The organism is Actinomadura sp. 6N118 (assembly GCF_044326415.1).
GTDB lineage: Bacteria > Actinomycetota > Actinomycetes > Streptosporangiales > Streptosporangiaceae > Spirillospora.
Genome location: NZ_JBIRAZ010000022.1, coordinates 187379 through 199812 on the forward strand (window position 1 = coordinate 187379; position 12434 = coordinate 199812).

10 protein-coding genes and 1 pseudogene are annotated in these 12434 nt (G+C 69.6%); 5 read left to right on the top strand and 6 right to left on the bottom strand.

The features are described from left to right. Window positions 1–4: 4 nt before the first annotated feature. A complete protein-coding gene (locus tag ACH34W_RS42560; RefSeq protein WP_395966903.1) occupies window positions 5–802 on the bottom strand; it encodes an SAM-dependent methyltransferase in 798 nt (265 codons plus the stop codon). 170 nt (window positions 803–972) lie between these two features. On the opposite strand from ACH34W_RS42560, the gene ACH34W_RS42565 reads away from it, so the two are divergent. Further along, window positions 973–2925 (top strand): type I polyketide synthase, encoded by a 1953-nt coding sequence (locus ACH34W_RS42565; RefSeq protein ID WP_395966904.1) that lies wholly within the window; start codon window positions 973–975, stop codon window positions 2923–2925. 87 nt (window positions 2926–3012) lie between these two features. Here ACH34W_RS42565 and ACH34W_RS42570 read toward each other — a convergent pair whose 3' ends face one another. The 4 genes from ACH34W_RS42570 to ACH34W_RS42585 are packed head-to-tail and all read right to left on the bottom strand — an operon-like array spanning window position 3013 to window position 7055. Continuing rightward, a complete protein-coding gene (locus tag ACH34W_RS42570; RefSeq protein WP_395966905.1) occupies window positions 3013–3621 on the bottom strand; it encodes a hypothetical protein in 609 nt (202 codons plus the stop codon). Further along, window positions 3611–4681: a hypothetical protein gene (locus ACH34W_RS42575; RefSeq protein ID WP_395966906.1), complete on the bottom strand. Its 1071-nt coding sequence runs from the start codon at window positions 4679–4681 to the stop codon at window positions 3611–3613. Before ACH34W_RS42575 ends, ACH34W_RS42570 begins: the two co-directional genes overlap by 11 nt. Then, the gene (locus tag ACH34W_RS42580; protein ID WP_395966907.1) at window positions 4678–5742 is read right to left on the bottom strand and encodes a Gfo/Idh/MocA family protein; all 1065 of its coding nucleotides are present in this window, start codon (window positions 5740–5742) and stop codon (window positions 4678–4680) included. The genes ACH34W_RS42575 and ACH34W_RS42580 overlap by 4 nt, the downstream gene beginning before the upstream one ends. 26 nt (window positions 5743–5768) lie before the next feature. Continuing rightward, a complete protein-coding gene (locus tag ACH34W_RS42585) occupies window positions 5769–7055 on the bottom strand; it encodes a DegT/DnrJ/EryC1/StrS family aminotransferase (RefSeq protein WP_395966908.1) in 1287 nt (428 codons plus the stop codon). Between the two features lie 211 nt (window positions 7056–7266). Here ACH34W_RS42585 and ACH34W_RS42590 point away from each other — a divergent pair, with 211 nt between their 5' ends. The 4 genes from ACH34W_RS42590 to ACH34W_RS42605 all read left to right on the top strand — a co-directional run bounded on the left by ACH34W_RS42590 (window position 7267) and on the right by ACH34W_RS42605 (window position 12164). Then, window positions 7267–8673, top strand: a complete 1407-nt coding sequence (locus ACH34W_RS42590; protein ID WP_395966909.1) for a glycosyltransferase family 39 protein — start codon at window positions 7267–7269, stop codon at window positions 8671–8673. 181 nt (window positions 8674–8854) lie between these two features. Then, window positions 8855–9493: an O-methyltransferase gene (locus ACH34W_RS42595; RefSeq protein WP_395966910.1), complete on the top strand. Its 639-nt coding sequence runs from the start codon at window positions 8855–8857 to the stop codon at window positions 9491–9493. A gap of 124 nt (window positions 9494–9617) precedes the next feature. Then, a complete protein-coding gene (locus ACH34W_RS42600; RefSeq protein ID WP_395966911.1) occupies window positions 9618–10985 on the top strand; it encodes an arylsulfotransferase family protein in 1368 nt (455 codons plus the stop codon). A gap of 309 nt (window positions 10986–11294) precedes the next feature. Then, a complete protein-coding gene (locus tag ACH34W_RS42605) occupies window positions 11295–12164 on the top strand; it encodes a glycosyltransferase family 2 protein (RefSeq protein WP_395966912.1) in 870 nt (289 codons plus the stop codon). Window positions 12165–12168: 4 nt separating this feature from the next. On the opposite strand, the pseudogene ACH34W_RS42610 reads toward ACH34W_RS42605, so the two are convergent. Continuing rightward, window positions 12169–12434: pseudogene (locus ACH34W_RS42610) on the bottom strand (sulfate adenylyltransferase); the annotation flags it as partial.

The window sequence follows — 12434 nt, forward strand, 5'->3', positions numbered from 1 at the left end:
CGGGTCAATTTTTGCGCGCCACGCCGGCGACCAGCCATCCGGAGGGCTTGGGGAAGGGACGGTTGGGGCGCCAGTCCGGGGCGTCGACCATGCCTGGCTCGACGAGGTCCAGGCCGTCGAAGAAGGAGCGGATCCGCTCACGCGAGCGCATGACCATCGGCTCGCGCGCGCTCTGGAACATCGCGGTGAACTGGGCGACATGCTCGGGGTCCTGCCCCTCGCCCGTCAGATGGGACATCACCAGATAACTCCCGGGGACAACGGCGTCCCGGTATCGGGCCACGACCCCGGCCGGGTCGTCTTCGTCCGCCATCAGGTGCAGCAGGCCGACCAGGAGCACTCCCAGCGGACGCTCAAGGTCGATGAATGAGGTCTCCCGGATGCGGCCCAGGATCTCCCCCGGCTGCCGCGCGTCCGCGCTGATCACCGTCGCCGTCGACGAGCTCGACAGCAGCGCCCGATAGTGGTTGACCACGACCTGGTCGTGGTCGACGTACAGGACCCGGGCCGCCGGATCGGCGTCGTGGGCGAGGTCGTGGACGTTCGTGCGAGTGGGCAGCCCGCAGCCGATGTCGACGAACTGCCGGATCCCCTCGTCCAGCAGGAACCGCACGGCACGCCGCAGGAAACGCCGGTTCTCCACGGCCGGACGGCGCTCGACGTCGTCCCCCCAGGGGCCCTCCGGCAGCCCCTCGGCCACACCGCGATCGGGCCCGTAGTGGTCCTTGCCCCCGATGATGTAGTCGTAGATCCGGGCATCGGCAGGAGTCGACGGATCGAACTTCTCGTCAGACGAACTCATCCGGCATATCCCCCGTCGCGCAGCAAATCTGCCCAAGTTTCACATATGCGCACCCCTCATGATGGAAAGCCAGTTCAGGTGGGGATGGCGTTTGGGCGGGCTAAGGAGGCTTGGGGCGGGCCGATGGGTTCGGAAGAGTCGTTCATCTCTGCCTACCGAGGGGATAAGCGATGCACGACGCAGCACGTCAGTGGGACGAGCCGATCGCGATCGTGTCGATGGCCTGCCGGCTTCCGGGAGACGTCGCCGATCCGGAACAGCTGTGGGCGCTGCTCGCGGAGGGCCGGGACGCGGTCGGGCCGTTCCCGGAGGACCGCTGGGACGTCGACTCGATCTACGACCCGGACCCTCGGGTGGCCGGGAAGACCTGCTCACGCGAGGGTGGATTCCTAGCCGGCATCGACGCCTTCGATCCGCACTTCTTCGGGATCACGGCGCGCGAGGCGGCGGCGATGGACCCGCAGCAGCGGGTACTGCTGGAGACGGCATGGGAGGCGCTGGAACGAGCCGGGACCGTGCCGGCGCGGCTCACGGGAAGCTCAACCGGCGTCTATCTGGGCATGCTCGGCAGCGACTATCTCTCCGGGATCAGCCTCGACCAGTTCAACGGGTATGTCGGGACGGGGTCCGCGTTGAGCGTGGCCTCCGGGCGGGTCTCGTTCGTGCTGGGCCTGGCCGGACCCTCGATGACGCTGGACACCGCGTGTTCGTCCTCGCTGCTGGCGCTGCACCTGGCCGTCACGGCGCTGCGGACGGGCGAGTGCGACCAGGCGCTGGTCGGCGGCGTGACGGTGATGACCATGCCCTACGCGTTCGTGGAGTTCAGCCGCATGCGGGCCCTCTCACCGACGGGCAGGTGCAGGTCGTTCGCCGACAAGGCCGATGGCAGTGCCTTCTCCGAAGGCGTCGTCGTGGTGATGGTGAAGCGGCTGTCGGACGCGCAGCGGGACGGCGACGACGTGCTGGCCGTACTGCGAGGGACGGCGGTCAACCACGACGGGCGCAGCAGGGCGTTGCTGGCGCCGAACGGAGTGTCCCAGGAGAAGGTGATCCGGCGTGCCCTGGAGCTGTCCGGCCTCAAGCCGGCGGACATCGACTATGTGGAGGCGCACGCCACCGGGACGATGGTGGGCGACCCGGCCGAGGCGAGGGCGCTGGCGCGGGTGTTCGGGGACGACCGCCCAGTGGACCGGCCGCTGTACGTGGGCGCGATCAAGTCGAACATCGGGCACACGCAGGCGGCCAGCGGCCTGGCGGCACTGGTCAAGGTCCTGTTGTCGCTGAAGTACGAACGGCTGCCGCGCACGCTGCACGCTGAACAGCCCACACGCCGGGTGAAGTGGGAGAACAGCGGGCTGCACCTGCTTCAGGAGCCGTTGCCGTGGCGTCGCGGAGAACGGCCGCGGCGGGCGGGGGTGAGCGCGTTCGGGATCGGCGGCACGAATGTGCACGTCATCGTGGAGGAAGCGCCGCCCACCGAGCGCGCGAAGACCGAGGACGCGGCGGGGGCCACGCGGCTGTTCGTCGTGTCGGCACGTGATGAGGCAGGGCTGAGGCGCCAGGCGGCCCGGCTGGCCGCCCATGTGGCACGGAACGGGACGACGCCGCTGGCCGACGTCGCGTACACCCTCGCCCACTGCCGGAGCCATTTCGAGCGCCGGGCGGTCGTGCTGGCGTGCGATCGCGACACGCTCCTAGGCGGTCTGAACGCCTTGGCGCAAGGCCGGACGGACGCCGCTCTGGTGCCGTCACGAAAGCCTCTCAAGGGAAAGGTGGCCTTCGGCTCGGAGGAGATCGGGGCGAAATGGCGGTCCCTCGGGGTCACACCGGACGTGGTTGCCGGCAGGGATGACGTGAACGTGCGCGGCCTGCTCGACGATGGTTTCCGTTACTTCGTGGGGATCGACACGGCCCCGGCGAATCAGCTCGGAGTCGAGATCGCGGCCGTGGACTCCGCAGACCCGCTACGCGGGCTGGCACACCTGATCAGTGCGGGCCTCTCCCCCGACTGGTCCAAGGCGGTACCGGACGGAGCCCGCACCGATCTGCCGACCTACGCGTTCGAACGTGGCCGCTACTGGATGTCCCCGACGCCCATGGTCCCAGCAGCCGGCGCAAGCTGACCGGAAGAGACGCTTAGCGGAGCAAACAAGTCCCCCGGCCGGTTTCCGGCCGGGGGACTCTGTTGAGGGAGGGATGAGGGAGAACAGTCAGGCGCCGGCTCCGGCCAGCTCATAGCGGTGGACGATCGAGGCACGGAATTCCTCCGCGTACAGTTCCTCGAGCGCCGGCGACACAGCCGGGTGCGGCGACAGGAACGAGGGGACGAGCCGTTCACGATGGGCCGGCCATGCGGCGTCCAGAACGTAGCGGCGGGTGGACGCGGGAAGCGTGCGGCCGGTCGTCCCTTCCGGGTCGGTGATCCAGCGCTCCGCCTCGTTCACCGCGTTCAGGGCGGCGGCCGTGCCGCCACTGCCCGTCGCCTCAAGCCAGCTCAGCGACCGTGTCTCGAACTCGGCCAGCCGGAGTTCGGGTGAGCGTTCCGCCATCACCAGGATCGGCAGGACCGCGCGTGCCGTCAGCGTCTCGCAGGCGAGCATGCGAAGGACGGGACCCGGCGCCGCCCCTTCCACGGCGAAGGGAGGCGTCCACCTCCGCCGATGGGCGAGCGCACCGCAGAGGGGGCACGACACCGGACGCACGCGGACAGCCGGTCCCTGCGCGCCGAACTCCACCCGGGGAGCGTTGAGCAGCGCGGCCGCCGCCTCCCGCCGAGCCATCTCGATCACCAGGGTCTTCGGGTCAAGATCAGAACGCATCGGCGAATTTCCGTTCTCCCATGCCGTGCCGCACGGCCGCCAGAGCGAGCCGCACGCAGTCGTCCCGCAGCGCCCGGTGGTCCTGCCGGGACAACCCTTGGTCGATCCAGGACTCGACGGCCGCCGGCGCAAGAGGCCCCCAGTCGTCCGCTGAGGGCGCTGAGGGCGCCGAACTCGCCACGTCCAAGCCGAGCAGGTAGCACGCCGCCCATACCTCGGTCATCGTGGACAGCGCCCGGCCGGGCACCCGGGACAGATGTGTCGCGCCGGCGTCGAGTACCTCCTCGGGGTCCACTCCTGCCAGCGCGCAAGCGTCATACCAGTACCAGCCGCATTCGTGTTCCACCGGATCGCCGTACATCAGCCGGATCGTGCACACCGAGTCCTGCAGGGCGACGGTGTACGGCCCGGGCGCCATCTCCAGATCGGCCGACGGATGGTCCACCGGCCAGCGCCGGTCCGGTGTGAAGACGGTGGCGCGCAGCCCGTCGTGATGGCCTTCCACGAGCGACTCCGCGTGCCCGTGGTCCATCAGATGCGGCACGGTCGCCACGACCGGGATGCCTCGCTCCCTGCAGAAGATGACGACCATCTCGTCGTCGTCCTGCACCTCGTCCGGTATGCCGGCCAGGTAGTCGGCAAGGGCACGCGCGTGCTCCACCGGCAGGACGAACGCCTGCGTCGGCGTCCACTCGAACGGGGAGAGCGGCGCGTAGGCGGCCCCGGCGACGGCCGCACGCCGCACCAGGTAGGAGTTGTGCGGCGTGTGCCAGAGACAGAACGACGACACGCCGTACGAAGGCCTCCGGGAGACCGCCTCGTACAGTTGCCCGGCGAATCCCGGAACGAGCCGCACATCGTCCTGCAGCACCAGGTGGTGCGTCGCCCCGCTTCCGATCGCCGCCCACGCGCGCTTGGCGGTCCGCAGCGGGCTCGGCCTGCCGTCCGGTTCGGGATCGGGGACGACCTCGGGCTCCAGCGGGGCGCACGCGCGCAGCAGCGGGGGGATCCGGTGCGCGCGCCGCGGGTGGTGCATGATGGCCGCGCTGATCCTGATCATTGAGGGCCCCGGCTCTCCCAGCGGTCCTTGGCCGCCGCGAGGATGCGGTTCAGCGTCTCCACGTCGTGGGCGGCGTCCTCTGCCGGGCTGAGGCAGGCCTGCCCGTCGACCAGCACGCTGAAGAAGTGATCGAGTTCCGCCTTGAACGGGCTGACGTACGAGCCGGGAGTCGAGTTCTCCACCAGCGTCCCGTGTTCGAAGCGGTTCGTGGTGAGCTTCGCCGGGACGTTCTTGAGGTAGATCGAGGGGTACTCCAGCACGTGCGTCGCGTTGCCCGTCACGGCGCGGAACTCCTCCACGTACCCGCCGGCGATGGTGTCCAGCGTCACGACCCCCATGCTGACGTGCAGGTTCCCGCCGTCCTGCCAGATCGCCTCGACCCCGCGGCGGTCCAGAACGTCGGTGACCATGGTGAGCTCCGGCCGCTGCACGCCGGTCAGCACCCGCAGGCAGTAGACCTCGTGGATCGCCAAGTTGAACAGGACCTCCTCACGGAGGTACTCCCAGGATCCGCCCCACTCCGGAGCGGCGGACGGCGGCGTCCAGTCGGCCGGCCGGACGACGTCGAGATGGGAGCGGTAGTGGTAGTCCATGGGCAGGCTGGCCTCGGCGCGCAGGTACACCGGTCCCGGCTCCTTGCGGATCTGCTCCCGCAACGCGTCGAACGCCGTGTCGAACAGGCGGCTGTAGCCGACCATGACGGTCCGCCCCGCCGCCTTGGCCTTCCGCGCGATCGCGTGGGCGTCCTCCGCCGAGTAGCACAGCGGCTTCTCGACGAAGACGTCCATGCCCGCGTCCAGGGCGTCGTTCACGATGCCGGCGTGGTCGCCGGAGCTGAGCACCACCAGCACGTCCGCGGGCGCGGTCCGCAACATCTCGCGGTGGTCGGTGAAGGTCGCGGCGATGCCGAACCGGTCCGCCACCCCCTTCAGTACCTGCGGGTCGCGCTCGCAGATCGCGCGTACGGTGCACACGTCGGACCGTTCGAGCAGGTGCGGCAGATGCATGATCTGCGCGATCTCCCCGCACCCGACGACGTCGACCGTGAGACGGCTTCGCATGGCCTTCCCTTCCGTGGGAGTCAGAGTCAGAGTCCGTGGGCGGCGGAGATCTTCAGCAGCGCATGACGGATGTCGTTGAAATCCGAGTAGTCACCGAGCAGCAGGAAGTGCGGAATCGTGATGACCTGCCTGCGGGCGGCGAGCGATTCGGGCAGCTCGAAGGTCTTCGGGTCGATCCGGTTCAGCAACTTCGGGTCGTACTTCTGCGGCGACCCCAGCGGGTTGTAGAGCGCGCAGTCGTTCAGCGGGTCGTGCAACGGCTCGCAGGTGACACCGAGCTCATGGCTCAGTTCGTGCTGCATGGCCTCGACCTCGGCCGGGTCGGCGGAAGCGTCGACCCGGAAGCAGTAGCGGTAGTACGTTCGCTTGGTGCAGCCGGGGGGCAGGGCGATCGGGGAGAACCCGTCGATCTCGGTGAGGGCGTCGTCGAGCAGGCCGGCCGTCCTGCGCCGTTGCTCGTTCTCCGCGTCCATCTGCTGGAGACGGCCGAGCAGCAGCGCGGCTTGGACCTCCGACAGGCACAGGTTCCGTCCCTGGACGTCACCCCGGTCCACCAGGTTGGGCTCCCCCACAGCCGGGTTCACCGAGTAGACGCGGCCGTCGGCACGGTACTGCTCCATCAGCCCGGCCAGCCCGGCGTCGGCGGTGATCGACGCCCCGCCTTCGCCGCAGGTGAGCACCTTCGACTCCTGCATGCTGAAGGTGCCGATCGCGCCGTACGTGCCGACCGGCTTGCCGCGGTACTCGGCGCCGTGCGCCTGGGCGCAGTCCTCGACCAGCGCGAGCCCGTGCCGCCGCGCCAGATCCATGAACGCGTCGAGGTCGGCGGTGTTGCACGCGTAGTGGACGAGCAGGATGGCCTCGGTCCGCGCCGTCAGCGCCGCTGCCGCGGCGGCGGGGGACATGCAGAGCGTGTCCGGATCGATGTCCACCAGGACCGGGACCAGGCCGGCGCCCGCCACGGCTGAGGCGCACGCGACCCAGGTCAGGCCGGGGACCAGCACTTCCGCCCCGCGGCTCAGCCCGAGCGCCTCGAAGGCGATCGTCAGGGCGCTGGTGCCGCTGGTCGTGGGGATGCAGTGGTCCACGTCGTGGTAGGCCGCGAACGCACGGGCGAACCGCCGCTCGTAGAGCTCCTCGCCGTTGTGCATCTCGCTGATCGCCCAGCGCCCGCTCCGGAGGGCGTCAAGGGCGATGCGCTCGGTCTCGGCGTCGAGCCTCGGCCACGCCGGCCACGGGGTCGCGCGTGCCGGCGTGCCGCCGTACGCGGCGAGCTCCTTCGCATTCGTCGCGCCATGGAGCGCTTCACTCATGGCTCATCACCTGCCCTTCCTGAGGGGGAATGCCATCGTGGTCGGCTGCGGAGCGACCGCGATATCCCCCGTTGGTCGCTCGGGCGGGCGATCGAATGGGCTCTCCAAAGGCGCCAGACATCCCAGAGAGGCCTCCCTAGCGTTAACCCGGGCCGAAATCACGATGTCGACACGGGCCTGGGTGCAGGGCGATGGGACGGGGTGCAGGGCGATGGGAACTGACCGCGAACCGAGGACTTCAGACGGGCGCGGGCCGCTCCTGCTCGTCTTCCTCACGACGTTGGTGATCTGCTCGATCGGAGTCTCGACGCCGGCCCTCTGGCGGGACGAGGCGGCCACCGTGTCGGCCACACAGCGCACGGTGCCGGAACTGTGGCGGCTTCTCGGCCACATCGACGCCGTCCACGGCGCTTATTACCTGCTCGTTCATCCGCTCGTCGCCCTTTTCGGCAGCGGGGAGACCGTGCTGCGTCTGCCTTCGGTGCTGGCAGCGGCCTGCACCGCGGCCGGTGTGGCATGGCTGGGCGGGCGGCTGGACGGGTGGCGGACCGGAATGCTGGCCGGACTCGCATACGCGCTGAGCCCGATGGTCAGCCGCTACGCCCAGGAGGCTCGCTCCTACGCGATCGTCTCGGCGCTAGCGGTGCTCAGCACCTGCCTTCTGGTGAAGACCACCGAGAAGGCCTCGGCACAGCGCTTCGCGGCGTACGGAGCATGCCTCGCGCTGCTTGGCACCTTCAACATCTTCGGCCTGCTGATCGTCCCCGCCCATGGCCTGCTGGTGTGGGGGCGGCACCGCGAGGCCGTACGCGGCTGGGCGGTCACCGTGGCCGCGGTGGCCGTTGTGCTCTCGCCCCTCATCTGGCTCACCTCGCGGCAGCGCGACCAGGTCAGCTGGCTGCCCAAGCCCTCCCCCGGCGAGATCTGGGTTCTCCTCTCGGGGCTGACCGGGTCCGCGCTGCTCCTCGGGCCCGTCCTGCTGACAGCCGGATACGGGCTCTGGCGCGCCGGTGACCTCCGCACCTTCGTGCTGGCCTGGGCCCTGATCCCCCCGGTGCTGCTCCTGACGGTCAGCCTCGTCACGCCGCTCTACACGTTCCGGTACGTCCTGGTCTGTCTGCCGGCGGTGTCGCTCGCCCTCGGCGCCGGCCTCGCACGTCTCTCTCCTCGATGGCGGCCGGTCGCGGGTGTGATCTCCCTCGTCCTGGCGGTGCCCGGCCACGTGCAGCTACGGCAGCAGGACTCGCGCATCGACGACCTGCGAGCGATGGCCTCGGTTCTGCGGGCGCATGCCCGGCCGGGAGACGGACTGCTCTTCGACTGCGCTGCGGACCGACGGGTGCTGTCCCCGTACCGCTCGGTCTACCGGCGGCTGATCGACATCACGCTGATCAAGTCGGCGGCCGACGCGGGCAACATGGAGGGCACGTCGGCCGCGGGCGCCGAGGCCGCCACACGGCTTCGCCAGGTCGACCGGATCTGGGTGCTGAGCTTGTCGGACGGCTCGGCCTGCCACAGCGACCGCGCCGACCTGATTCAGGCGGCCGGCGGCTTCAGTGAGCGCGGCGCCGGCCGCTGGCGCTTCCGCGGCGGCGCGCTGCTGCTCGTTTCCCGTTAGGGCGCCGTTAGGGCGCCGTTAGGGCGTGTCTCAAAGTCGGCGCCCATCCGGGCTGCCCGATCTCTTCGCGGCCGGAACGGTGGTAGCCGAGGGTGCGCCTGAACGTGGCTGGGCACGGGCGGCGCGCCGACCTAGCGTGATCGTGCCCCGGCACCACGGACGCCACACCCAGGAGGACACGATGGATCCCATGCAGGCCGCCCTCGGCCAGTACCTGCTGTCGCACTGTGAGAGCCCCGACGACGTGCTCAAGGAACTAGCGGCCGAGACCGAGGCGACGGCCCCCGACCTGCACATCACCCACTACGAGGGTGCGCTGCTGTCCATGATCACCCGTATCACCGGCGCTCGCCTCGTCGTCGGGGTGGGGGTCTTCACCGGCTACTCCTCGTTGTGCATCGCCCGCGCGATGCCCGCCGACGGGCGGCTGCTCGCCCTCGAGATCAACGCCGACTGGGCCGCCATCGCCGAGCGGTACTGGAAGCGGGCCGGGGTCGACCACAAGATCGACCTGCGCGTGGCGCCGGCGGCCGAGACGCTGCCCACCCTCCCTGACGAGGCGGACATCGACTTCGCGTTCATCGACGCCGACAAGGTCAACCACCTGTTCTACTACGAGGAGCTGCTGCGCCGGCTGCGGCCGGGGGGCCTGATCCTCCTCGCCGACTCGCTGCGCGGCGGGCGCGTGCTCAAGGAGGACTGCCACGCCGAGGACGTCGTGGCCGTACGGGAGCTGAACGAGGCGGTCCACAACGACGGCCGGGTCGACTCGCTGATCTTCCCCTCCGGCGACGGCGCCACCATGGTCCGTAAGCGCTGAGCCGCACCGCCCCGGGCATCCGGGCGGCCGCCTGGGCATGGTCGTTCGTGCGTCGATCGGGAGCTTATGACGGCGGGGCCGGAGCGGTGACGATGGTCGCCGAGCCGAGCCCTGGAGGGAACCTGTGACCCAGACGACCGTGCCCATGCCCCCCTACGAGGAGATCCGGAGGATCAACGTCACGCTCCGGCGCCCCGGTGTGGCGCCGGGATACCTGTTCATGTCGCCGCAGTCCATCCTGGAGCCGGCCGTCCCGCACGGCCCCCAGATCGCCGACGACCAGGGCCGGGTGGTGTGGTTCCTTCCGGTCCCCGAGGGCCAGTACGCAACCAACGTCCGGGTGCAGGAGTACCAGGGGAACCCGGTTCTCACGTGGTGGCAGGGCGAGGCGACGCGGACGGGCGCCGGCACCGGCACGTGCTATATCGCCGACACGGCCTACCGCGTCATCGCCGCGTTCCGCATGGGCGGCGACATGCCGGTCGACCTGCACGAGCTGCTGCTGACCGACCGCGGGACCGCGCTGGTGGTCGGCTACCACCCCAAGCCCTGCGACCTCACCCCCGTCGGCGGCCGCGAGGATGGGGTGATCCTCGACAGTGTGGTCGAGGAGATCGATGTCGCCACCGGCGAGGTCCTGCTGCACTGGAGCGGTGCCGAGCACATCCCGCTGAACGAGAGCGACGTGCCGGTCCAGCTCGCCGGAGACGGCCCGTGGGATCACCTGCACGTGAACGGCATCGGTGTCGACGACGACGAGAACCTGGTGGTCACGGCGCGCGGCTCGCAGGCCTTCTACAAGCTCGACCGGCACACCGGCGAGGTGCTCTGGAAGCTCGGCAGCGGTGCCAGCACGTTCGTGCTGGGTGTGGGCGCGCGACTGAACTGGCCGCACGACGCCCAGCCGGTGGGCGGCGGCGTCCACCGTGTCTTCGACAACGGCGCGAACATCGGCATGGAGGGCTACGAGTCGCGCGTGGTGTGGTTGCACGCCGACACCGAGAGCGGCGTCGCGACGCACGTCAAGCAGATCACCCACCCCGAACATCTGTCCTCGTCGGTCGAGGGCAACGCCGAGGAGCTGCCGAACGGCAACACGCTCGTCGGATGGGGACGCGCGGGCCGGATCTCGGAGTTCTCACCCGACGGCGAGCTGCTCTTCGACGCCACCACGCCGGAGGGACCGGGCTGGACCACCTACCGGGTGTTCCGGCAGGAGTGGCACGGACGGCCCGCCACACCACCGGAGGCGGTCGTCGAAGGCGACCTTGTGCGCGCCGTTTGGAACGGTGCCACCGGGGTCGTCCGCTGGCGGCTGCTCGCGGGCTCCGCCGAGGAGTCGCTCCGGGAGGCGGAGATGGTGGACTGGGACGGCTTCGACACCGCCACCAAGCTGACCGAGGCGCTGCGAGGCGGCCTGGTCAAGGTGGAGGCCCTCGACGCGGACGGCCGGACAATCGGCGCGTCGCCGGCCGTGCCGGTGGGCCGCTGACCGGAGCGGCGGAACATCGGGCGGCCGAATGGGCGGTCGTTTCTGGGTCACGATAGGTATCGGCGGCCGCCCTGAGGCGTTCTACGATCCGGAATTATGAAAAGGTGGGGCAACCAGGATTTCTTTTTCGGTGACGGGCCTGAAACGGGCCTTCTCGACTTCCCCCGTTATGGAGTCGAACTCGCTCTAGCTCGAGTCCGCCGCCGCAATCCGCCCATTCCGCCGTGGTTGCGAAGGTACGCGAACACGTGGCAGACATTCGAGCACACACGTCCGTACACGAGTGAGGCGCCTTCGCAGGAGCCGCTCGTGTACGGGCTGTGCCAGGCCTGGAACGAAGAGGACGTCATCTACGCGACCGTGCGGAACATGTTCCTCCAAGGAGCCGACCGGGTCTTCGTCATCGACGATGACTCGGGCGACGAGACGGTCCCCGAGGCCGTGGCCGCCGGAGCGACCGTCATCCGCGACGCCAGCGACGGGACGTTCGACGAGGTGCGCCGGACCGAGCGGCTCGTGCGGGTGATCGAGGAGCATACGGAGGAGGCGGGAAGGCCTGTCTGGTGGATCGTCGTCGATGCCGACGAATTCCCCCGGGGGCCGGAGCGGATGAGCATTCGCGATCTGGCTCTGACCTTGCCGCCTTGGGTGGACACGGTCGGGAGCCGCGTCCTCGAGCACTACCCGAGCCGTCTTTCCGCACCCAAGCCCCGGCACCATCCGCTCGACGAATTGCCGAATGCGCACTGGAACACCATTCGTTTCTGTCCCGCCGGGCACTGGAAGCACCAGATGCTTCTCGTTCGCGGACCTGGGCAACTCCGGTTCACCTTCGGACGGCACACCATCGCCGCACCGGCGGCACGGAAACCCGTCATCGAAAGCGAAGCGTCGCTGCTGATGCATCACTTCCCGTTGCGGGACATGGAACGGACCGAAGAGAAATTCCGGTTGGCGAACTCGGCCTCTGGACGCTATGGGGCGAGCTCTGACACCTTCGTGAAGGAACGGACCGAGGGGCGCCTGCAGATCCTCAGGCTCGCCTACGAGGAGCGGTACGACCTGCTGCCGAACACCTTTCCCGGAGAGCCCCGGAGGGGCGCGTCGGTGTGCGACTGGCGCGAGCTGGTGCCGCCGGCCGAGCGAGAGATCCGGCACCCGGCCGGCGTCCCGCTCTGACCAATCATGTGCCGGTGATCATTCCGGCGGCGACGGTGTTGTTGGTGGCTTCGTCGATGAGGATGAAGCCGCCGGTGAGGCGGTTGCGGCTGTAGTCGTCGACGAACAGCGGCTGGGTGACGCGCAGGCTGATACGGCCGATCTCGTTCAGGCCCAGCGCGGTGGCGGTCTCGTCGCGGTGCAGGGTGTTGACATCCAGCCGGTAGTGCAGGTCCTTGACCAGCGCGCGGGCGGTGCGGGTGGTGTGCTTGATCACCAGCTTGGTCCGCG

Coding starts and splice junctions, on each gene's coding strand:
- ACH34W_RS42565 (WP_395966904.1), top strand. CDS start 973: ATGCACGACGCAGCACGTCAGTGGGACGAGCCGATCGCGATCGTGTCG.
- ACH34W_RS42575 (WP_395966906.1), bottom strand. CDS start 4,681: ATGATCAGGATCAGCGCGGCCATCATGCACCACCCGCGGCGCGCGCAC.
- ACH34W_RS42560 (WP_395966903.1), bottom strand. CDS start 802: ATGAGTTCGTCTGACGAGAAGTTCGATCCGTCGACTCCTGCCGATGCC.
- ACH34W_RS42595 (WP_395966910.1), top strand. CDS start 8,855: ATGGATCCCATGCAGGCCGCCCTCGGCCAGTACCTGCTGTCGCACTGT.
- ACH34W_RS42590 (WP_395966909.1), top strand. CDS start 7,267: ATGGGAACTGACCGCGAACCGAGGACTTCAGACGGGCGCGGGCCGCTC.
- ACH34W_RS42570 (WP_395966905.1), bottom strand. CDS start 3,621: ATGCGTTCTGATCTTGACCCGAAGACCCTGGTGATCGAGATGGCTCGG.
- ACH34W_RS42585 (WP_395966908.1), bottom strand. CDS start 7,055: ATGAGTGAAGCGCTCCATGGCGCGACGAATGCGAAGGAGCTCGCCGCG.
- ACH34W_RS42580 (WP_395966907.1), bottom strand. CDS start 5,742: ATGCGAAGCCGTCTCACGGTCGACGTCGTCGGGTGCGGGGAGATCGCG.